Here is a 20,312-nt window from a genome sequence, read left to right on the forward strand (position 1 = left end):
CTACACAACGCGGGCAAACCCAAAGTTGTTCCCGATCCACTCAACTTTTTTTAATTACCGCCCACACGCTGGGAAAACAAAACCGGTTTGGCGGAAACTCACCCCACAGGGACGATTGCTGGCTCACCGTCCACATCTACAACGCGGACTGTCAGCCCATAGAGTTCCTCAATAAGGGCAGGGGTAATGACGTCGCGCGGCACGCCCGCGTCCCACACCTTTCCATCTTTCATCGCCACGACGCGATCCGCATAGCGCAATACATGCGCCAAGTCATGAATGACCGCAATGAGGGTTTTGTTTCCTGCCAGCTGTCGCATCAGCCGCATGAAGGAATGCTGGTATCCGATGTCAAGAGCGCTCGTTGGCTCATCCAAGAAGAGCACAGGCGTTTCCTGGGCGAGGGCCATAGCCAGCCAAGCACGCTGACGCTGACCACCAGACAACGCCGCTACCTCGGCCGTCTCCAGTTCTTCAAGGCCTACCTTTGCTAGCGCGCGACTAACAGCACGCTCGTCCTCCTGACTCCTCCACCCCATAAATCCTTGGTGGGCGAAGCGCCCGCGCGCGACCAGTTCCCTGACATTGATCCCTTCGGGAGCTATGGATTGCTGCGACATCACGGCGACGCGCCGAGCGTAGCTTCGCCGAGAGAATGCGGCTGCATCTTGTTCGCCAATGCGCACCGCGCCCGCGTTCGGTGTTTCCAACCGCGCCAACACCTTGACCAAAGTGGATTTTCCACAACCATTGGGACCGATAATGGCAGTGAATTTCCCGGCCGGAAAAGACACATCCACCGAGTCGAGAATTAGCGGGGCAGTCCTCCCGTAGGACATGCTCACCCCCTCAGCCCGCACGCTCGGCGCACCGTCACATACTTTTTGCTGGTTCACTTTACTGACCTTTCATTCCGGCAGCTCGGGATTGCCACAGCAGCAGACCCGCCAGATAGATGCCACCGGCGCACACCGTAATAAGACCGGCAGGCAGAGTAATTGGGAAAAACAGTCGCTGCCCTGCTAAGTCGGCAGCGAGCAAGAAAAGAGCACCGAGGACTCCAGAGAGCAACACCGGTGTCCTGTCTGGACGCGAGAGCAACCGAGCCATATGCGGGGCCGCGAGGGCGATAAATGAGATTGGACCCGCTATCGCCGTCGATACAGCGACAAGAACTGTGCCAACCAGAACCATCACCACACGTGCACGACTCACGTTCAACCCCAACGCACTCGCCGCGCTATCCCCCAGGGCAAGCGCGTCGCACCAGCCACGCAGCAGCAACCCAGCGACGCACGCCGCGCCTCCCAGCACCCCCAATGGAATAACTCGTGCCCAGGACACAGCATTCAATGTTCCAGCAGCCCAAGTCGCCGCGCCTAAGGATTGCTCCAACTCACCGCTAAGAATCAACCACTTGTTTATTGCTGAAAGAAAGAACGTCACTCCAATCCCCACCACAATCAGTCTTGCTCCCGTAAGCCTTCCTGCAAATGAAAGCCCCATGATGAGTAACGCAGTGAGAGCCCCACCCACCAATGCGCCTAGCGCAATGTTGAACGCGGAGCTAAAGCCCGCCAAGGAAACCGCGATGACACCGGTATAGGCACCGGTATTAAACCCGATGATGTCGGGCGACCCCAGAGGATTGTGAGTAAGGATCTGAAAGATGGCGCCCGCTATGCCCAAACACATTCCTACGACAATCGCAGCAACCACCCGCGGAGCACGCCATTGCCACACGACGGTGGCCGCAAAGTCAGTGCTATTGGGATTCGTAGCCACGGACCACAACGCTGCGCTTTCTTGCCCGGCACCAGGCGAGAAGAGCGAATAGGCAGCAATAGCCAGCGCGACGATCACAATGCCCGTAAAGGACAAAACACTTCTCACGCTCACAATCACAGCCTCCTTCCAGCGCGATGGGACAGCGCAATCAATACTGGGGCACCAATGAGCGACACCGTGACGCCAGCCGGCAACTCAGCAGCAGTGAGGTAGCGCCCCACAATATCGGCTCCCAACAAAAACAAAGGCCCCACCACGGCAGCGGCGACAAGCTGTGCCCGTTCTTCATATATCCCGCACAGCCTGACAACATGCGGGATGACTAATCCGACAAATACAATCACCCCCGCCGCTGCGGTAGCGGTAGCAGCCAACACTGTTACCGCCGCGACAAGTCCCAAACGAGTCAGTTTGAGGTTGATACCGAGACCCGCCGCAACGTCATCCCCCAGAGCAAGGGGCGGCAAATGGCGCGCAAAGGCAATCAGCAGCACCACACCAACTGCTAACCCGCCGGCTGTAATCGCCACCGGTGTCCACGAGGCCACGTCAACAGAGCCCGTCACCCACGCGCGGATACGTGCAAAAGAGTGCGGATCTACCAGGATGAGAGCGGAGGAAAGCCCTTCACATACCGCCCCGATGGCTACACCTGCAAGAATCAGTCTCAGCGGATCAACATCGCCAGCTCTGCCACGCCCTACCGCGGTGACCAGCAGCATGGTCACTGCCGCACCGATGATGGCTGCGAGCGAAAAAGCAAAAGGTGATTGCCACCCCCACCAGCCCAGAGCAATGGCCGCGGCCAAGCTGGCGCCTACGTTAATCCCGAAAACTCCGGTATCTGCCAAAGGGTTGCGCGTCATAATCTGCAGAACTGCACCAGCGAGAGCCAAAGCACAGCCCGCACAAACGGCCACGAGAGTACGGGGAAGCCGCCTCTCCCACACGATCGAGGAAGCTATACCAGGCTGACCTCGAAGGGCGGCCAACACGTCACTGAAAGGAATGCTGCGCGCCCCCAACGCCAGCGACAGCCCCACGCCGATACAGAGAATGGCAAGGCCAGCAACTACTACCCGACCAAGACGCCGAGTATTTCCCTTTCCGGTGTGCACCCCCTGCTCAATCACCAACACCACCCAAACACCTTCATACGCTCACGTTTCCTTAGCTTGACCTAATTTAGGTTAGGCTACCTTTTATGACTACTCGAAAGAAAATCGCGTCTCACATCCCACTCCTCCGCCTTACCGCTGTTGGCCTTACCGCAGCGCTAGCTCTCACCGGTTGCGCCAGCCTCGAAAACGCCGATTCAAACACCGGCGGGTCCAGCTCATCCTCTCCAGCAGAGAAGGAAACAGGAAAATCCAACTCCGCCGCAGGAAATGACTCCGTGGCAACTGGTGGCGAGGGCTTTGCTGGAGCCAGAGAGAAGACCCAATCCTTTGGCAGCGATGCAGCTCCCGGCCAGTTCCCCCGCACCGTCACACATGCCCGTGGTACGACCGAGCTCAAAGAGAAGCCTCAACGAGTAGTCGTTCTCGAAAGCGGCGAGCTCGACTCCGTCCTTGCCCTTGGCATGAAGCCAGTCGGCATGACCACGTCTAAGGGTCAGAACCCCGTCCCCGATTACATGGCCGACAAAGCAAGTGACATCGAAACGGTAGGCACGATCAACGAAGTCAATATGGAAAAGATCGCCTCACTACAACCGGACCTCATCATCGGCTCGCAGCTGCGCATGGATAAGTATTATGACCAATTCAGCTCCATCGCGCCTACCGTTTTCTCGATTCGCCCTGGGTACACTTGGAAAGAAAACTTCCACCTGATCGGTGAAGCCCTCGGCGAGGAAGAGCGCACCGAACAAGTCATGGCCGACTACGACAAGAAGATCGAAGAAGTAAAGAAGGTCATTAAGGACGGGCCAGCTAGCGAAGACACCACCGTCACCATTCTGCGCTTCATGCCGGGCAAAGTACGCCTCTACGGGCGCCTTTCACTCATTGGAACGGTGCTTGATGACGCCGGCCTCGCCCGCCCCGCCAACCAGGACATCGAAGAGCTCGCTGCAGAAATCTCACCGGAGAACATTGACCAAGCGGACGCCGACTACATCTTCTACTGCAGCTACGGAGATCCCTCCGCCACCGGCCAAGACACCGCCATTTCCACTGCGGCGTTCCAGCAGCTTCCAGCGGTTAAAGACGGCCATGCTATCGAGGTCAGCGACGATACGTGGGCACTCGGCCTAGGTCCAATGGGCGCACAGAAGATCGCGACAGATCTCACGGAGTATCTCAGTCACTAACACGGGGGTAGCAACCTCCCCTCAAAACAACACCTGTGGGATTGACTCACCCCAACATAAGGGGCTAGCTTTCATATAAGCGAGATGGGTTACATGTCTGCACCCACTGTGTGGCGGACCATGTTAAAGGCGCCTATTTTTCGCTGGCCCGGCCAAGCCACCGCTTGGCCGTTTCCCCACGCAAGAAGGGTGGTCACATATGAATGCTTACTTCATTAGACAGCGTCGTTCTTCCGACCGGCCTCCAGTTGTGCACGCCAACGTTAAGTAAGCCCTCTTATCACACAAACTGGACAGGCTAATCAGCGCCGCACAGAGCTTGAGCAACTGCTGGACTCGATAGTTTGTGTTCTTTCCGCATTCCATAAGGCTGTACCAGTGTGCCTTGAGACCCATAAAGGTTGTAATCCATGACTAACGATGCTCATACCCCCGTGCCCGAATCCACCGACATCGACGCCGCGCTGATCGACGCCGCCGCGGCCCAAGCCCACTCCTGGCTCGCCTCCACTGCCGACGAACAGGATCCGGCCACAGAACAGCTCGCTGACTTATTGCGCAACCCGGACGGAGTGGCCTTCACCATGGACTTCGTCGACCGCGTCATGCGCCCCGAAGATGACAAGGTAGCCGCCCACGCACTGAAGTCCGTCACCACCACCTACGATGCTTCCTTCCTCGGCCTCATCAACGGATCGCTGGTGGGCCTGGGTGGCTTCTTCGGCCCGATCCTGCCCAACCTGGTCATGCCGCTGGCCCGCATGCGCATGCGCCAGATGGTCGGCCACCTGGTCCTCGACGCTGAGAGCGATGCCCTGAACAAGACCCTGGACAAGGCCGCCGAGTCCGGCGAGCAACTCAACCTCAACCTCCTCGGCGAGGCCGTGCTGGGTGATGCGGAAGCGCGCTCCCGCGCTGAGCGCACCCTCAAGCTCATCAAGAACCCGCGCGTGACCTACGTGTCCGTCAAGGCTTCCTCCATGGTGGCCCAGCTCAACCCCTGGGATATCGAGGGTTCCTTGGTCCGCCTCAAGGAGCGCCTGCGCCCGCTGTACGAGGCCGCCGCGCGCCGCCCGGACAAGGTCTTCATCAACCTGGATATGGAGGAATACCACGACCTCCACCTCACCGTGCGCCTGTTCACCGAGCTGCTCAGCGAGCCGGAGTTCATCAACCTCGAGGCCGGCATCGTGCTGCAGGCCTACCTGCCGGATACCTTCGACGCTCTGACGCACCTCGCCGAGTTCGCTAAGCAGCGCGTGGCCGAGGGCGGCTCCCACATCAAGATTCGCATCGTCAAGGGCGCAAACCTTTCCATGGAGCACGTCCAGGGCGAGATCCACGGCTGGCCGGCAGCGCCCTATGCCACCAAGGATGAGGTGGACGCCAACTACTACCGCCTGCTCGACTACATCCTGCGCCCCGAGTTCGCCGATTGCGTGCGCATCGGCGTGGCCACCCACAACCTCTACACCGCGGCGTTTGCCTACAAGCTGGGCACCAAGCGCGGCGTGATGCGCATGATGGATTCCGAGATGCTCCAAGGCATGTCCCCGGCCCAGCAGACCGCGGTCCGCGAGGCCTTCGAGGGCCGCCAGATCCTCTACACCCCGGTGGTGCACATGGAGGACTTCGACGTCGCCGTCTCCTACCTGGTGCGCCGCTTGGAGGAGAACTCCGCTCCGCAGAACTTCCTCTACGCCCTCTTCGCCCCGGAGGAGCAGGCGCTGAAGGACCAGGAGGAGGTCTTCCGCGAGGCCGTCGCGCAGCGCTGGGATACCTTCGCCGGCCCGCGCCGCACCCAGAACCGTCTGGAGGAAGCCACGCACGCAGCCGGCCGCCAGGCTCCGCGCACCGGACGTTTTGCCAACGAACCGGATACCGACCCGGCCCTGGAGCCCAACCGCGAGTGGGCCATCCAGGCTCTGGGCACCGACCCCGGCGCGCATGGCGTGGAGCAGGTGACGGACACCAACGACGTCGACAAGCACGTGGCCCGCGCCGCCGAGCTCGGCGCCGAGTGGGGCTCCCGTCCTGCCGAGGACCGCGCCCGCGCGCTCGAGGCCGTGGCCGATGAGCTGGCCAACCGCCGCGGCGAGTTCATCTCCGTGGCCGCCTACGAGGCCAATAAGACGGTGACCCAGACCGACCCGGAAATCTCCGAGGCCATCGACTTCTGCACCTACTACGCGCAGTCCGCGCGCCTGCTGGAGAACTACGCCGCCGAGTTCACGCCCTACCGCGTGACCGTGGTGACCCCGCCGTGGAACTTCCCGGTGGCCATCCCCACCGGCGGCATCGCGGCCGCTCTGGCCGCGGGTTCCGCCGTCATCATCAAGCCTGCGCCGCAGGTCGTGCACTGTGCGAAGCTTGTCGTGGACGCCTTCCGCGCCGGCCTCGAGGCACAGGGCCTCGACCCGGATCTGGTCCAGCTCGTCTTCACCGACGAGGGCGACGCCGGCCGCGCTCTGGTCTCCCACGCCGACGTCGACGCCGTCATCCTCACGGGCGCTTCCGATACCGGCAAGCTCTTCCGCTCCTGGAAGCCGGAGCTCAACATCATGGCGGAGACCTCCGGCAAGAACGCGCTCATCATCACTCCGTCCGCGGACCCGGACCTGGCCATTCAGGACCTCTACCTCTCTGCCTTCGGCCACTCTGGTCAGAAGTGCTCGGCCTCCTCCCTGGTTATCTTTGTCGGCGCGGCCGGCGAGTCGCAACGCCTGCGCTCCCAGCTTGTCGACGCCGTCAAGACCCTCATCCCCGGCCCCGGCTACGACATCACGACGACGATGAATGGCCTGGCCGAAGCCCCGGGTGAGAAGCTGCTGCGCGGCCTGACCCAGCTGGAGCCGGGTGAAAAGTGGCTGGTGAAGCCGAAGAAGCTCAACGAGGAAGGCACCCTGTGGTCGCCGGGTATTCGCGATAACGTGCGCCCGGGTTCCTGGTTCCACGTCAACGAGTGCTTCGGCCCGGTGCTTGGCATCATGCACGCGGAGACCCTGGAGGAGGCCATCGAGTGGCAGAACTCCACCGGCTATGGCCTCACCGGCGGCATCCACACGCTGGATAACGATGAGATCGATTACTGGCTCGAGCGCGTCGAGGTGGGCAACGCCTACGTCAACCGCGGTATTACCGGCGCGATTGTGCAACGCCAGTCCTTCGGCGGCTGGAAGCAGTCCGTCATGGGCCCGGGTGCCAAGGCCGGCGGCCCGAACTATGTCGCACAGTTCGGCACCTGGTCCGAGGGCCCGCTGCGCCCCTTCGACGTGGATATTTCGCAGCCGGTGGCGGCCCAGCTGCGTGCCTTCGGTGACCTCGATCTCTCGGAGGAGGACACCGCCTGGCTGTGGCGCGCAGCAGAGCTCGACGAGCTGGCCTGGCAGCAGGAGTTCGGCCGCAAGCACGACCGCTCCGGCCTGGTCTGCGAGGCCAACGTCTTCCGCTACCGCCCGGTGCTGACCCCGCTGCAGGTGCGCATTGCCTCCGACGCCGCGCTTCGCGACGTCTCCCGCCTCGCCCTCGCCGCCACCCGCACCGACTCCCCGGTGCGCTTCAGCGCCGCCCCGGAGAAGGCTGCGGAGCTGCGTGGACTGGGCTTTAAGGTCGACGCCGTGGAGGCAGAAACCTTTGCCCGCGAGGTCGCTCGCCTGGAATCGGGCCGCGTGCGCGTCGTTGGCTCCGTGGAGCCGGGCCTCTTTGAGGCGGCGGTGGAATCCAACTCCGTGGTCTTGGATCAGCCCGTGTTGGCCGATGGCCGCCGCGAGCTTCTGCCCTTCCTCCTTGAGCAGGCAGTCTCGGTGACGATGCACCGCTTCGGCATCATTCGCCAGGTAAGCAGCATCCGCGCATAGCTCGTTTCCTGCGCTCATATGAGAAGATAGAGCGCATGAGTCAAAACACCGGTGATGCCACCGCTTCGGACGCCCAGCACACTGAGGCCTCCGACGCGGTGGCGAAGCCCATCAATGAAGAAGCCACCCTCCACCCCTCAGAGACCGACGACAAGTCCCGTGTCCTCGGCCGCGATGCCATTTCTCTGGCGAAGATCTGCCTGATCTTCATCATCGTGGTCGCAGGCGTCGGCCTGGCCGGCTACCTGCTGAAGTTCATCTGGGTAGGCCTGCTGCCGGTCATCTTGGCCATTTTGGTGTGCACGGTGCTCTTCCCCGTGACCAACTGGTTGCGTGCGCACAAATTCCCCCGCGCGCTGGCCGCCATCACCACGCTGCTGGGCTTTTTGGCCATCATCGGCGGTGTCTTCGCAGCGATGGCCCCGGTGGTCTCCTCTCAGGGTGCGTCCCTGGTCAGCCAAGCTGAGGGCGGCTTGAACAAGCTCGTCGATATGGCCAAGGACCTGCCCTTTGAGATTGATGCGGCGAAGGTGCAGGAAGTGCTCGATGACGCCATGACCTTCATCAAGGGCCAAGCTTCCAACATTGCCACCGGGGTGATTTCCGGCGTATCGATGGCCAGCTCCATCGCCATGGCGCTCGCCATCATGCTCTTCGTAGCCTTCTTCATCCTCAAGGACGGCGACAAGTTCCTGCCATGGCTGCGCACCTACTCCGGCTACTCCGCGGGCTGGCACGCCACTGAGCTGCTGACTCGCGTGTGGAATACATTGTCTGGCTTCATTCAGGCACAAGCAGCCGTCGCGGCTGTCGACGGCCTCCTCATCGGCCTCGGCCTCTGGGTCCTCCAGGTTCCGCTGGCTCTCGTCATCGGCGTGGTGACCTTCTTCGCCAGCTTCATCCCAGTCATCGGTGCGGTCACTGCGGGTGCTTTGGCCGTCATCATCGCGCTGGTTTCAGATGGCCTCACCAAGGCTCTCTTGGCACTCGCCCTCATCATCATTGTGCAGCAGGTGGAGGGCAACGTGCTCCAGCCAATGCTGCAGTCCAAGGCCATGGGCCTGCACGCAGCAATGGTGCTGCTCTCCGTGACCGTGGGTTCCGCCCTGGCGGGGATCATCGGCGCTTTCCTGGCCGTGCCGGTGGCTGCCACGATTGCCGTGGTCTTCCGCTACCACCAGGAGATGGCCAGCCTGCGCGCCGGCGAAATCGAAGCCAAGAACATCAAGATTTCCACGTCAGAGGGCCACGACACCGTCATGGAGCTCTACGAGAACCTGGAAGCCAGCAGCGCCCGCTAGCCACACAACCGGCTCATGGCTCTAGCCTCCCCGGCCGTGCAACTGCCCTAGCTGCCAAACTTCTGCCCCGCCACCCGCGGCGGGAGCAATGGTTTTGGCAACTAGGGCACTTTCCGTATGTGGGGTCTAATCCGCGGTTACCGTGCCGAAAGCGACGGCCAGCTCCTCCGCAGCGCGGTCGAGCACCGAGGCCCACGAGCCATAGGATTCCTCATTTGCGGTATCCGATACCTGCTTAAGCAACGTGCACGGCACACCGAACTTTCGGCACACCGCGGCGATGGCGTAGCCCTCCATATCGCACAGCGCGGAATCTTGGGCAAGGCGCGTGCGGGTAGGGGTGTCCGAGATGAAGGAATCGCCCGTCGCCAGAGTCTCAGTGGGCAGCTTTCCGGAGGTCTCTAACTCAATGACCTCGGGGAGGAGATAACGAGAGACGTCGCTGAGCACCTCCAAGTGGAAATCGTGCTTGCAAACGTGGGAGATCTCGAAGACGCCAGCAAGATCGTCGCGAAGCGCGCCCGCAGTACCAATGTTGATGACGCGCTCCGGCAGCTGCTGCGCTGAGGCCAAGACCGACGTCAGCTCGATGGCGGCGGGTACCGTGCCAATACCCGTGATAAGCAGCGGTGCTCCTTCCGGTACATGCGCGGCTTCAGCGTCCACGGCGGCGACGAACAAGGTACGACCAGAAAGATTCTCCATGCCTGCGAGACTACCTTCTGGCCCGAGGAATGCTCTCCACAACTCTGTTCTGAGCGTTGCGGCCACTTGTAGGGTCTGGAACCACACCGAGACCTCAGAAAGGAGAACACCATGTTCACCCCACGAGTATTCGCCGCAGCGGCACTGCTCTGCTTCCCCCTTATCGCGTGCAGCACCCCTGAAGAAGCCCAGGCCAGCCCCGTAGTCTGCGAGGCAGGAAACGCCCAGGCGGCTTTCAACGACAACATCGCGCAGGTTCCGCAGTGGAATGGCCACAACTGGGCACTGGTTGATTCCTCCCACTTCGATCCCTGCGCGAGCTTAAGCTGGCAGACCATTTCCATCGAGGGCGCAACGGCTTCCTCGCCGCACCACATCATGCTCTTCCACTACGGCCAGTACCTCGGTACCGCCACCGCTGAGCCCTATGGCTTCTTCCCCAGCGTGGAGCGGGTCAATGGCAACGAGATTTCCGTGACCTACCACTGGCCACAAGAAGGCGATGCCAATGCCGCACCGACGGGCGAGACACACGCTGGCTTCCGTTGGGACGAGGCCCAGCACAAAGTCATCATGAGCGGCGATGTTCCGCCGATGGGCTAGATAAGATAGAGCCAATCGTGCGCCGTAGATGAGGCGCACAATTTAAGGAAGGAACATCAATGCTTAGGTCCGCCTTCATCGGCGCTGCCCTTATTTGCCTCCCGCTGGCCGCCTGTTCCCAGGACAACGCGGCGCAGGATTCTGCGGACTCGCCGATGTTCAATTCCGTGCAGAGCAGCGCAACGGATAGCACTCCGGATAACGCAGAGGGCGCCGAGGGCCCCGCTGCATCGTCGCCGGCCGCGGGTGCCTCGCCGACGTTGCCTGCCGAGTCCCCTACAGACGATGCGGAATCCTGCCAGGATATCGACGCCCACGCGGCCTATGAATCAGGCATTGGCACGATTCCACCGTGGAATGACAACAACTGGACGCTGGTGGATTTCTCGCAGTTCGATCCCTGCGCGGAGCTGAGCTGGCAGACCATCAGCATCGAGCGCGGAACGTCCTCCTCGCCGTACCACATCATGCTCTTCCACAAGGGCGAGTACCTGGGCACCGCCACCGCCGAGCCCTATGGTTTCTTCCCTACCGTCGAGCAGGTCAGCGGCAACGAAATCGCCGTGACCTACCACTGGCCGCGCGAGGGCGAATCCAATGCGGGGCACACCGGCGAAACGCATGCCGGCTTCCGTTGGGACGACGGCCAGCAGAAGGTCATCATGTCTGGCGACGTCCCGCCGACAAGCTAGCGCGGCGGTTCGCCACCGTTAGCGCAGGCGCTGGCCCACAAACCCCGCGGCCAGTGTGTTGCCGCTCGACTGATCAATGAGCAGGAAATTGCCCACCGCGCCGCGGGCGGCGTAGTCCTCCATGGGAAGCTCCGCCTGCGTCTGGACGGTGATGAACGCGATGTCATTGAGTGCCGCGGATTCCGGGGCCTCAACATCGGCCACGCCATCCAAATCCAGCACCCGATCAACCGAGGCCACCCGGGCCTTGACCAGGGCGGCACCATAACGCAGCTTCACCATCTGGCCTGCGCGCAGCTCCTTGTCCGTGAGGACCACCGCGGTGGCGGCGAATTCGCGCACCTCCTCCGGGCGCTGTGTGCCGGCGATGAGGTCGCCGCGGGCCAAGTCGATTTCGTCGGCCAGCCGCAGCACCACGGAGTCGCCGGCGCGCGCCACCTCATCGGATCCAAGCGGGCCATCGGTGGTATCAATCGCGGTAACCGTCGACGTCCTCCCGCCCGGCAGGGTCACCTCATCCCCCACCGCCACGTGCCCGGCCTTCACGCGCCCGGCATAGCCACGGTAGTCAGTGGCGTGCTCACGGATGACGTATTGGATGGGGAAACGCAGGTCCAGGTCATCGGCGCGGCCGGTGACCACGGGGACGGTCTCCAGCGTGTCCAGGACCGTCGGGCCCTCATACCAGTCCATGTTGGTGGAGCGTTCCACCACGTTATCGCCCTTGAGCGCAGAAATCGGGATGACCACCGAATCCGTAATGCCCAGGCGCGCGGCGACCTCGTTGAACTCCGCCTCAATCGCGCGGAAGGTGGCCTCGTCGTAGTCCACCAGGTCGATCTTGTTCACACCCAGAATCACGTGGCGCACGCCCAAAAGCGCGGCAACGTTGAGGTGGCGGCGGGTTTGCTCGACGACGCCATTGCGGGCGTCGACAAGCAGCACCATCACCTGGGACGTGGACATGCCGGTTACCGTGTTGCGCGTGTACTGCACGTGGCCCGGGGTATCAGCGAGGATGAAAGTGCGCTTATCGGTGGCGAAGTAGCGGTAGGCCACGTCGATGGTGATGCCCTGCTCGCGCTCGGCGCGGAGGCCGTCGACAAGCAGTGAGAGGTCCATGCCGTCGAAGCCGCGGTCGGCAGAAGAACGCTCCATGGATTCCACCTGATCCGCGAGCACGGACTTGGTGTCATAAAGCAGGCGGCCCACGAAAGTGGACTTGCCGTCATCGACGGAACCGGCGGTGCACAGGCGCAGGGTATCGCGCTGTTTGAGCGCGCCGACATTCGGCGCAAGGGTAGTCGTCATCAGAAGTAGCCTTCCTTCTTGCGGTCCTCCATGGCGGACTCGGACAATTTGTCATCGGCGCGGGTGGCACCGCGCTCGGACAGGGTGGAAATGGAGATTTCCGCGAGCACCTCGTCGGGCGAGGCGGCGGTGGATTCCACGGCGCCGGTGCAGGACATATCGCCCACGGTGCGGTAGCGCACGGTGCGGGTCTCCAGCGGCTCATCCTCGCGCGGGCCGCCCCACTCGCCTGGGGTCAGCCACATGCCGTTGCGGTTAAATACCTCGCGCTGGTGCGAGTAGTAGATGGAGGGAAGCTGCAGGTTGCGCGCGCCGATGTACTCCCAAATATCGGACTCCGTCCAGTTGGAGATGGGGAATACGCGGACGTTTTCGCCGGCCATCTTGCCGCCGTTGTAGAGGTCCCACAGCTCCGGGCGCTGGCGGCGCGGGTCCCAGCCGCCGAAGGAATCGCGGATGGAGAAGATGCGTTCCTTGGCGCGGGCGCGTTCCTCATCGCGGCGCGCACCGCCCAGGACGGCGTCGTAGCCGCGCTCGGCGATGGTCTCCACCAGCGGCACGGACTGCAGCGGGTTGCGGGTGCCATCGGGGCGCTCCTGCAGGTCGCCGCGGTCGATCCAATCCTGGACGTGGGCGACGTGCAGGCGCGCGCCAGTCTCGGCGACGAGCTGATCGCGGAAGTCGATGACCTCGGGGAAGTTGTGGCCGGTATCGACGTGGATGAGCTCGAACGGAACGGTCGCCGGCGCGAAGGCTCGGCGGGCCAGCTCGAAGACCACGACGGAGTCTTTGCCGCCGGAAAAGAGCAGGCCTACCTTGTCGAATTGTCCGGCGACTTCGCGCAGGATGTGGAGGGATTCGTTCTCTAAGTCTTTAAGGTGTGGTGAAAGAGTCATTATTCGTGCAACCCGCATTCTGTCTTGCCGTCAGCGAAAACGCGCCCGGAGCGCGCATCCTCGCCCTCGCCTACCGGGAAAGTCAGCGGCGCGCAGCCGATGGAGCGGTAGCCCTGCAGGGTGAGGGGGTGGATGATGAGATCGTGTTCCTTGATGTAAGCGTCGGTGTCGTCGAGGTCCCAGGTAATAATCGGGGAAATCTTCAGCCGGCCCGTGCGGTCCAGGCTCAGCGCCGGGGCACTCGCGCGGTGCTCGGAATCAGCACGGCGCAGGCCGGTAACCCACCCGACGTACGGGTCCATGGCCATGTTGAGCGGCTCCACCTTGCGCATGCGGTTATATGCTGCAACGTCGCGCGCATACAGGCGCGGGCCATAAATCTTGTCCTGCTGCTCGGGGCTCAGCAGCGGGCGCACGGTCACCAGCGGCAGATCCGCATAGCGCTTGGCGACGTCCCCCGCTACCTCCAACGTCTCCGGAAAGTGCCAGCCGGTATCGATAAAGAGCAGGTCGGCGTCGAGGTGCGCTTGGTGCGCAAGCTCGGCCAGCACGGTGTTTTCCATGGACATCGTGACGGCGAGGCGGCCGGGTGCGTGCTCGGCGGCCCAGGCGGTAATCGTGTCGGCGGAGGCATCGTGGAGCTTATCGGCCCACTCCTCGACGAGTTCCTGGTTGCGCTGGGCCACGGCAGGTCCCAGCGGCGCGGTGTCGCGGGTGCCTTCGGGGCTAATGCTGGGGTCGCGGTAGTCGCCGCGGTCCAGCAGGTTGATCGGTTCGGTCATGACTCCTCACATTAAAGGGAGCTGGGCGTGTGTGCAGCCCCACAGAGGGGTGCGAGGGCTGTGAGCTTGGGTACTAGGAAGAATAAAAATTAGCCAGAATGAACCGAGCGGACTAGATTTACAGACTGGATAGTCTACTTCTAGCGAACTGAAGGGGTTCTCATGCAGCGTGTTGCCATCGTCGGGGACGGCCCCGCAGCACTCTCCACCGCCGAGCGGCTCATCAAAGCCGGGTTGTGCGTGGACCTCTACTGCGAGCGCCCCGCGCCGTTTGGTTTGCTGCGCCGTTTCGCGGGACTGTCCGGCGCGGAATCCGCCGCCTCGCCGTGCCCGAAGGGGACGACGCCGCGCCTGCGACTCATCGGCAACGTGCGCGTAGGCTCTGGCCCGGACGCGGACATCAACCACACGGACCTCAACCAGCTCTCCGCTTCCGGCGACCGCCACCTGGTTTTGCTGGAGCTCATGGCCCGCGGCGTGGCCATCACCACGTGGGAAGGCCTCTGCCAGCTCACCGACGACGTCGAGGATTGGGCCGCCGTCACGGCACAGGCGCAGCGCGCGCCGGTCTGCTTCTAGCGCGCGGGCGCGCGAGCGCGCGAGCTAGTCGCTCGCGCAGCCATAAGGGATGCCTGCTGCCCATACCCACGCTAGACGCGCTCGCGTCTAGCGGGATAGACTTGCGCGGTCAATGCTCTCCAGCGGCCCGGCGCGGCCGCCAACACGCACGAAACGCTGGCACATGGAACTCGTTCGCATCCTTTTATCCCGCTCCAAGCCGTACACCGGCTACGTCATCGCGGTGCTGCTCCTCCAAGCGCTCTCCACCGCGGCTACGCTCTACCTGCCCTCACTCAACGCGAAGATCATCGACAGGGGCGTGGCCCAAGTAGACATCGACTACATCTGGCGCACCGGCGGCATCATGCTCATCGTGGCCTTCGTCCAAGTCCTCACCGCCATCGCCGCCATCTGGTTCGGCTCCCGCACCGCCATGGGTCTGGGCCGCGACCTGCGCTCCGATATCTTCCGCCGCGTCACCCGCTACTCCGCCGAGGACATGAGCAACTTCGGCACCGCCACCCTCATCACCCGCGGCACCAACGACGTCCAGCAAATCCAGATGGTCTACATGATGATGCTCAACTTCATGGTCACCGCGCCGATCATGTCCATCGGCGGCGTCATCATGGCCATCCGCGAAGACGCCGGCATGTCCTGGCTCGTCGCGGTCTCCGTCATCGTGCTGCTCGCCGCCATCTCCCTCATCATCGTCCGGCTCATGCCGCTCTTCCGCGCCTGGCAAGGCAAGCTCGACGTCATGAACGGCACCCTGCGCGAACAAATCGCCGGCATCCGCGTCGTCCGCGCCTTCACCCGCGAGGAGCACGAAGCCGAGCGCTTCCGCACCGCCAACCGCGACCTGACCAACCTCTCCCTGAAGGTCGGCCAGCTGTTCATCCTCATGTTCCCCATCATCACCGTCATCCTCAACGTGGCCACGGGCGCGGTCCTCTGGTTCGGCGGCCACCGCGTGGACGAGGGCCTCGTAGAGGTCGGCTCACTGACCGCCTTCCTGCAATACCTGCTGCAGATCCTCGCCGCGGTCATGATGGGCACCTTCATGGCGATGATCCTCCCGCGCGCGGTCATCTGCGCGCGCCGCATCACCGACGTCCTCGAGCACGAGCCCTCCATCACCGAGCCGGACCAGCCCCGCACCCCGGAGCGCTCCGAAGGCGTCGTCGAGTTCGACAACGTCTCCTTCCAGTACGCCGGCGCCGAAGCGCCCGTGCTTCACGACGTCTCTTTCACCGCCACCTCCGGCACCACCACCGCGCTCATCGGCGCAACCGGTTCCGGCAAGACCACCGCGCTCTCCCTCGTCCCGCGCCTCTACCTCCCGACGAAGGGCCGCGTGCTTCTCGACGGCACCGATATCGCCGAGATGAAGCGGGGGGACGTCGTCAAGCGCGTGGGCCTCGTGCCGCAGAAGCCCTACCTGTTTAGCGGCACAGTGGCCTCCAACCTGCGCCTGGGTGCGCCGGAGGCCACCGACGAAGAGCTGTGGAACGCACTGCGCGTGGCGCAAGCTGACTTCGTTGAGGACCTCGACATGCACATCGCGCAGGGCGGCACCAACGTCTCGGGTGGTCAGCGCCAGCGCCTGTCCATCGCGCGCATGCTCGTCGCCCGCCCGTTGGTGTACCTCTTTGATGATTCCTTCTCCGCGCTCGACGTGCTGACGGATGCCGCCGTGCGCTCCGGAATGCGCGAGTACACCGCGGAAGCAACGACCATCATCGTGGCGCAGCGCGTGAGCTCGATCGTGGACGCCGACCAGATTCTGGTCATGGACGCTGGGCGCGTCGTGGCCCGCGGCACGCACGAGGAGTTGCTCGAGTCCTCCGAGACGTACCGCGAGATTGTGGAATCCCAGAAGACCTCGGAGGTGGCATAAATGGCTGAGCAGGACAACGCTACGTTGAGTGAAGACACCACAATCGAGGAAAAGACCGGCGAGAACGCCCCGCGCAAGGCCAAGAATTTCTGGCCGTCTGCCAAGCGCCTCTTTGGTCTGCTCGCGCCGTTTAAGGTGCAGCTTTTTGCGATTGCGGCGATGAACATCATCTGCGTGTTCCTCGCCGTGGCCGCGCCGAAGGTGATGGGCAAGGCCACCGACGTCATCTTCTCCGGAGTCATCTCCCGCCAGCTGCCGGCTGGGGTGACCAAGGAGCAGGCCATCGCGGCGCTGCGCGCGGGCGGGCAGGATAAATTCGCCGACATGGCTTCCGCCATGGACTTGAACCCTGGCTTCGGCATCGACTTCTCCACGTTGGGCACGATTATCGGCATCGTAATTGCGATGTACGTGGTGTCTTCGCTCTTCCAGTGGTGGCAGGGCTACTTGCTCAACTCCATGGTCATGAAGATCGTCTTCGACCTGCGCGAGAGCATCGAGGCCAAGCTCAATGCGCTGCCGCTGAACTACTTCGATACGCAGTCGCGCGGCGACCTCCTCTCGCGCACCACCAACGACGCCGACAACATCCAGTCCGCCCTGCAGCAGGCCATTTCGCAGCTGTTCTACAACCTGCTCATGGTCATCGGGATCACGGTCATGATGTTCACCGTGTCCTGGCAGCTGGCCCTCGTCGCGCTGCTGGCGCTGCCGCTGACGGCGGTGGTCATCGCGGTGATTGGCTCGCGCGCGCAGAAGCAGTTCAAGGCGCAGTGGAAAGCCACCGGTGATCTCAACGGACAGGTCGAGGAAGCCTTTTCCGGCCACGATCTGGCGACTGTCTTCGGACGTATCGATTCCATGACGGAGGATTTTGATAAGCGCAACGAGGAGCTGTTCCGCTCCGCCTCGCTGGCGCAGTTCCTGGCGGGCATGATGATGCCGATCATGCAGTTCATCTCCTACCTGTCCTACGTGGTCATCGCGGTGCTGGGTGCGTTGAAGGTGGCCTCCGGCACGCTGACGTTGGGCGGCGCGCAGGCCTTCATCCAGTACTCGCGCGAGTTCAACCAGCCGCTGGGCCAGCTGGGCGGCATGATGCAGCAGGTGCAGTCGGGCGTGGCCTCGGCAGAGCGCGTCTTTGAGTTCCTCGACGCCGAGGAAGAACCCGCCGAGGAATCCACCTCCCGCTTGGGTGGGCGCGCGAAGGGGCTCGTGGAGTTCGACGACGTCGACTTCTCCTATGACCCCGACAAGCCGCTCATCCAGGACCTCAACCTGCGCGTGGAGCCCGGCCAGACCGCGGCCATTGTCGGCCCCACGGGTGCTGGCAAGACCACGCTGGTCAACCTCATCATGCGCTTTTACGACATCGATTCGGGCACCATCCGCCTCGACGGCGTGGACACCGCGCAGATCTCGCGCCGCGAGCTGCGCTCCCAGGTGGGCATGGTGCTGCAGGACGCCGTGGTCTTTGAGGGCACCATCATGGACAACATTCGGTACGGCCGCCTCGACGCCACCGACGAGGAGGTCATCGCCGCCGCGAAGGCCACCTACGTGGACCGCTTCGTCCATTCCCTCCCCGATGGCTACGACACCAAGATTGACCAGGATGGCGGCGCGATTTCCGCCGGCGAGCGCCAGCTCATCACCATCGCGCGCGCTTTCCTGGCCCAGCCGGCGCTGCTCATCCTCGACGAGGCCACCTCGTCAGTGGATACCCGCACCGAGGTGCTCGTTCAGCAGGCCATGAATGCGCTGCGCGCGGACCGCACGTCCTTCATCATCGCGCACCGCCTGTCCACGATTCGCGACGCCGACCTCATCATCGTCATGGAAGAGGGCCGCATCGTCGAACAAGGCACCCACGCCGAGCTTCTCGACGCCCACGGCGCCTACTGGCGCCTCCACCAGTCCCAGTTCCGCGAGGACTAACGCTAGTCGACCGTCACGGACATTATCGGGGCCGAGAACGTGTCACCCGTGAGGTTTGCTAACTCGAGGGTGACGTCGGTGAGGGAGAGGTGTTCCATGAGGGCGTCGGGAAGCTCGGCGTCTGGGACAGGATTCGGCTGGGGTATACCGAGCTGGTCGAGGACGGCATGAATGTCACCGCCGGTGAGGTCTGCCGTGACGGGCACGGTGCGCGCGCCTTCGACGGTGGGCGTGGAGGTCAGGGACGTCGCCACGATGCGCGCGGGCTCCACCGTCGTTATGGCCCCGCCGGTGGTGAGCAGCCCATCGCCGGCGTTGCCCGGCAGCGTGATGGCAAGGTTGCGCACGGCAAGGCGCTCGCCGGTGAGCTCGATAACGCGCACCTCGCCGTCTCGGGCGGGCATCGTACCCAATGTGGCTTTCACGTTCCCCGTCAGAGTCACCTCGTCCGCTCGCACGGTGGAAAAATAAGGCTGCGCTGGGGCAACCTGCGCCCCGACTGGTCCCGCGCTGCTCACCAGGATCTGCGCGCTGAGCACGGCTACCCCGACCTTCACGCGCGCAGGGCGAACCACGCTCTGATGCCAACGCAAACGACGGAGCTTAGCCATCGCTAGGCTCCCAGGCCAAGGTCAGCGCGCCGCCGATGATGCCGAGTAGCGAACCGATGAGAAAGCCTCCCAAGTTGGAGGTGGGAAGCGCAATGACCGCCACGATGATGCCCAGTACCCCCAGGTACGTCGCAGTGGTGGGACGGAACCACGCGCCAAGGCCAAACATGACCAGCAACGCCCCGATAAGCAGGGTGGACACACCCGACACGGTAGAAATCATGACGAGCAGGTCCGAGATCTGCACCGTGAAGTAGGCCGGCATAGCGATGACGATGCCCGAAAGAATGAGCAGCAGCCCCGGAATAAACGGCCGCCCGGCGCGCCACGTCTTAAACCGCCCCCACGCCCCGCCTGTGGCTGCCGCGGGAGCTACAGCCTGGTCAACATCGAGAGAATCCGGCGCTTCTGCTCCATGCAGTGCTGCGTCGGAATCCCTAGCGTGATCAGCAGACATTGCCGCGGCCCCGCTCCACAGAGACGCCCACATTCTTTGCGGATAGCGTCTTCGCGCCGATGGAGGTGGCGCGCACGTCGTCGGCAGTCAGCGAAACCTGCTTGGCATAGAGGCCCCACGTCCCCGGGTCGGCCGACTGGGACAGCTGGCTGGCGTCGATGCCCACGTTCGCGTCCTGCATGACCAGCGAGCCCTCGATATTCGACGCACCAACGAGGAGACCAGTGGCCTCCACACTGTTATCGCCCTTCGCCTTGAGCGCGAGCGTGGACTCCCCCACCGCAGGCAGGTCAGTGGTGACATAAAGACACAAATCCGAGGCCACGGCGTGTTCCATCTTCAGCCGCGCGGTGGGAACATCCTCCTCGCCCTTCTTGTCGCTATCCACAAACAAGGAAAAGCCATCGCCTTCCAAGTGACGAATGTTGACGTTGAAGAACGTACCCGAGAGCGCCAGATTCGCCGTCAGACCGCCCTGCGCAACCGCAACTCCGGCCACTCCGAATGCTGCGAAGCCCGCAACGAGGCCCACCGCGGCCTTCGGAACATTGATTCTGCCCACAACGCCTCCTGAATTCTTAGCCCTCAAGATGATA

18 protein-coding genes are annotated in these 20,312 nt (G+C 63.1%); 8 read left to right on the top strand and 10 right to left on the bottom strand.

Going from position 1 to position 20,312, the window contains the following annotated elements:
• Positions 1-98: 98 nt before the first annotated feature.
• The 3 genes from HMPREF2806_RS10745 to HMPREF2806_RS10755 are packed head-to-tail and all read right to left on the bottom strand — an operon-like array spanning position 99 to position 2,930.
• Positions 99-896 carry an ABC transporter ATP-binding protein gene (locus HMPREF2806_RS10745; RefSeq protein WP_046647139.1) on the bottom strand — a complete coding sequence of 266 codons (798 nt, stop codon included), beginning with the start codon at positions 894-896 and terminating at the stop codon, positions 99-101.
• Between the two features lies 1 nt (position 897).
• The gene (locus HMPREF2806_RS10750; protein ID WP_232745432.1) at positions 898-1,905 is read right to left on the bottom strand and encodes a FecCD family ABC transporter permease; all 1,008 of its coding nucleotides are present in this window, start codon (positions 1,903-1,905) and stop codon (positions 898-900) included.
• Positions 1,902-2,930 (bottom strand): FecCD family ABC transporter permease, encoded by a 1,029-nt coding sequence (locus tag HMPREF2806_RS10755; RefSeq protein ID WP_369799722.1) that lies wholly within the window; start codon positions 2,928-2,930, stop codon positions 1,902-1,904. The genes HMPREF2806_RS10750 and HMPREF2806_RS10755 overlap by 4 nt, the downstream gene beginning before the upstream one ends.
• A 62-nt stretch (positions 2,931-2,992) precedes the next feature.
• Between HMPREF2806_RS10755 and HMPREF2806_RS10760 the strand changes: the two genes are divergently transcribed.
• The 3 genes from HMPREF2806_RS10760 (at position 2,993) to HMPREF2806_RS10770 (ending at position 9,260) form a co-directional block, all read left to right on the top strand.
• Complete coding sequence (locus HMPREF2806_RS10760) at positions 2,993-4,102, top strand: ABC transporter substrate-binding protein (RefSeq protein ID WP_046647137.1); 1,110 nt, start codon at positions 2,993-2,995, stop codon at positions 4,100-4,102.
• 410 nt (positions 4,103-4,512) lie between these two features.
• Positions 4,513-7,959: a bifunctional proline dehydrogenase/L-glutamate gamma-semialdehyde dehydrogenase gene (locus HMPREF2806_RS10765; RefSeq protein ID WP_070517692.1), complete on the top strand. Its 3,447-nt coding sequence runs from the start codon at positions 4,513-4,515 to the stop codon at positions 7,957-7,959.
• 35 nt (positions 7,960-7,994) lie between these two features.
• On the top strand, positions 7,995-9,260 hold the full coding sequence (locus HMPREF2806_RS10770) for an AI-2E family transporter (RefSeq protein WP_232745434.1): 1,266 nt from the start codon (positions 7,995-7,997) through the stop codon (positions 9,258-9,260).
• A 126-nt stretch (positions 9,261-9,386) separates the two neighbouring features.
• Here HMPREF2806_RS10770 and HMPREF2806_RS10775 read toward each other — a convergent pair whose 3' ends face one another.
• Positions 9,387-9,965 (bottom strand): nucleosidase, encoded by a 579-nt coding sequence (locus HMPREF2806_RS10775; RefSeq protein ID WP_070517693.1) that lies wholly within the window; start codon positions 9,963-9,965, stop codon positions 9,387-9,389.
• A gap of 111 nt (positions 9,966-10,076) precedes the next feature.
• Here HMPREF2806_RS10775 and HMPREF2806_RS10780 point away from each other — a divergent pair, with 111 nt between their 5' ends.
• Positions 10,077-10,568, top strand: a complete 492-nt coding sequence (locus tag HMPREF2806_RS10780; RefSeq protein WP_070517694.1) for an LppP/LprE family lipoprotein — start codon at positions 10,077-10,079, stop codon at positions 10,566-10,568.
• Positions 10,569-10,627: 59 nt separating this feature from the next.
• On the top strand, positions 10,628-11,260 hold the full coding sequence (locus HMPREF2806_RS10785; protein WP_070517695.1) for an LppP/LprE family lipoprotein: 633 nt from the start codon (positions 10,628-10,630) through the stop codon (positions 11,258-11,260).
• Positions 11,261-11,278: 18 nt separating this feature from the next.
• Here the strand turns inward: HMPREF2806_RS10785 and HMPREF2806_RS10790 are convergent, their stop codons facing one another.
• From HMPREF2806_RS10790 to HMPREF2806_RS10800, 3 genes are read right to left on the bottom strand one after another with little or no spacing between them, the layout of a single operon-like run.
• On the bottom strand, positions 11,279-12,571 hold the full coding sequence (locus HMPREF2806_RS10790; RefSeq protein ID WP_070517696.1) for a sulfate adenylyltransferase subunit 1: 1,293 nt from the start codon (positions 12,569-12,571) through the stop codon (positions 11,279-11,281).
• The gene (cysD, locus tag HMPREF2806_RS10795) at positions 12,571-13,467 is read right to left on the bottom strand and encodes a sulfate adenylyltransferase subunit CysD (protein ID WP_010188641.1); all 897 of its coding nucleotides are present in this window, start codon (positions 13,465-13,467) and stop codon (positions 12,571-12,573) included. Before cysD ends, HMPREF2806_RS10790 begins: the two co-directional genes overlap by 1 nt.
• On the bottom strand, positions 13,467-14,249 hold the full coding sequence (locus tag HMPREF2806_RS10800) for a phosphoadenylyl-sulfate reductase (protein ID WP_070517697.1): 783 nt from the start codon (positions 14,247-14,249) through the stop codon (positions 13,467-13,469). The genes cysD and HMPREF2806_RS10800 overlap by 1 nt, the downstream gene beginning before the upstream one ends.
• 162 nt (positions 14,250-14,411) lie before the next feature.
• Between HMPREF2806_RS10800 and HMPREF2806_RS10805 the strand changes: the two genes are divergently transcribed.
• The 3 genes from HMPREF2806_RS10805 to HMPREF2806_RS10815 all read left to right on the top strand — a co-directional run bounded on the left by HMPREF2806_RS10805 (position 14,412) and on the right by HMPREF2806_RS10815 (position 18,648).
• Positions 14,412-14,828 (top strand): methylenetetrahydrofolate--tRNA-(uracil-5-)-methyltransferase, encoded by a 417-nt coding sequence (locus HMPREF2806_RS10805; protein ID WP_070517698.1) that lies wholly within the window; start codon positions 14,412-14,414, stop codon positions 14,826-14,828.
• Positions 14,829-14,991: 163 nt separating this feature from the next.
• Positions 14,992-16,710, top strand: a complete 1,719-nt coding sequence (locus tag HMPREF2806_RS10810) for an ABC transporter ATP-binding protein (protein WP_070517699.1) — start codon at positions 14,992-14,994, stop codon at positions 16,708-16,710.
• The gene (locus HMPREF2806_RS10815) at positions 16,711-18,648 is read left to right on the top strand and encodes an ABC transporter ATP-binding protein (RefSeq protein WP_070517700.1); all 1,938 of its coding nucleotides are present in this window, start codon (positions 16,711-16,713) and stop codon (positions 18,646-18,648) included.
• 2 nt (positions 18,649-18,650) lie between these two features.
• Here the strand turns inward: HMPREF2806_RS10815 and HMPREF2806_RS10820 are convergent, their stop codons facing one another.
• From HMPREF2806_RS10820 to HMPREF2806_RS10830, 3 genes are read right to left on the bottom strand one after another with little or no spacing between them, the layout of a single operon-like run.
• Positions 18,651-19,259, bottom strand: a complete 609-nt coding sequence (locus HMPREF2806_RS10820; protein WP_232745435.1) for a hypothetical protein — start codon at positions 19,257-19,259, stop codon at positions 18,651-18,653.
• Entirely contained in the window at positions 19,252-19,716 is a 465-nt protein-coding gene (locus HMPREF2806_RS10825; RefSeq protein WP_232745439.1) for a DUF6114 domain-containing protein, read from the bottom strand. Before HMPREF2806_RS10825 ends, HMPREF2806_RS10820 begins: the two co-directional genes overlap by 8 nt.
• A complete protein-coding gene (locus HMPREF2806_RS10830) occupies positions 19,706-20,278 on the bottom strand; it encodes a DUF6230 family protein (protein WP_049154769.1) in 573 nt (190 codons plus the stop codon). The genes HMPREF2806_RS10825 and HMPREF2806_RS10830 overlap by 11 nt, the downstream gene beginning before the upstream one ends.
• Between the last annotated feature and the right edge of the window lie 34 nt (positions 20,279-20,312).

The organism is Corynebacterium sp. HMSC076G08 (genome assembly GCF_001811515.1).
Lineage (GTDB): Bacteria > Actinomycetota > Actinomycetes > Mycobacteriales > Mycobacteriaceae > Corynebacterium > Corynebacterium hiratae.